The sequence below is a fragment of the Psychromonas antarctica genome, from assembly GCF_022267535.1.
In the GTDB taxonomy this organism is placed as follows: Bacteria; Pseudomonadota; Gammaproteobacteria; order Enterobacterales; family Psychromonadaceae; genus Psychromonas; species Psychromonas antarctica.
The window spans coordinates 1-1009 of record NZ_JAHNZV010000257.1 but is presented as its reverse complement, the minus strand read 5'-3'; the positions used below and the strand labels follow the sequence as shown (position 1 = coordinate 1009).

The following is a 1009-nucleotide window of genomic DNA, read 5'->3' as shown; positions in this document are numbered from 1 at the left end:
CTGGTCGACTGGTACTAGGGTCGTGTTTTACACGAGTGAATATATAACTGAAGAGCCGGATGCGGTAGTTCCGCACGTCCGGATCTGTGTGGGGTCGGTCTGGTAACAGATCGTTCTACCACGATGCTCACTAGAGGTTATTTTGAAATTTGTAGAAAATAGGTTGATTTGGTGCTTGTTTATAATTGCTCTTTTATTGCTATTTAAGTCATCAGATGAATTGTTGATTTCAGTCCTAAGTGACTCACCAGTAGCGCGAGTTTTTTATCAATTTGAGGTTGGTAACTCGATAGTATTTAACTTGTGTATTGGCTATATAGTCAGTTTGATATTTTATGTGCTTGTTGTGTATATACCTGAAAGAAGAGCGAAACAAGAATTAAAAGATGAACTAGGTCAGGCTGTATCCTTTGTTTTTGAAGCATTTTTTCATGACAGAAGAGACCTTGGTATTATGTTTCATTGGAGTAAGCACCTTATTCATTGTAAACCAATCAGTGAGCACCTAGATCATATAGAGCGGTTTAAAGCGAACGCCAGCTTTAAAAATTTGGATGGGGCAAAAGCCAATATGTTGGTTCAATCTGTACATGAGGTTTTACCTACTTTTGAACAATTAGTACCTGTAGCGTTTCAAGTATCTCATAAACATGCAATGTTATGGCTCAGTATCACCAACTCTATTCGTCAGATTGCTACTTTGCAAGATGTACCTATTGATGATAGGGATTGGGGCATATTAGATTTAAATCTTAGTGAATTTGTTGATTATGTTGGCAAGTTTTACGATGTGAGCTAACAAGACCTTTAAACGGACAAAAAACAGTTTGCTGTTTTCACTCCGTTCAACATTTTAGCAAACAATTTTTTGCCGCTTAAGGTGGCGTTAGTGCGTCAAGCAAAGCTTGATGCATCTTGCAGGGTGTAAGTCCCTGTCAGGCAAGGTTTAACCAACCACCTGTATCGAGTGTTGCGCCTTTGGCGGAGTCTGGGATTCGTGTAACACTTA

At 39.1% G+C, this 1009-nt stretch carries 1 protein-coding gene; it reads left to right on the top strand.

All coding sequences use genetic code 11. The annotated features are described in order from the left end of the window. Positions 1–142 precede the first annotated feature (142 nt). Complete coding sequence (locus KSO91_RS17355) at positions 143–799, top strand: hypothetical protein (protein WP_238744269.1); 657 nt, start codon at positions 143–145, stop codon at positions 797–799. Positions 800–1009: the final 210 nt, after the last annotated feature.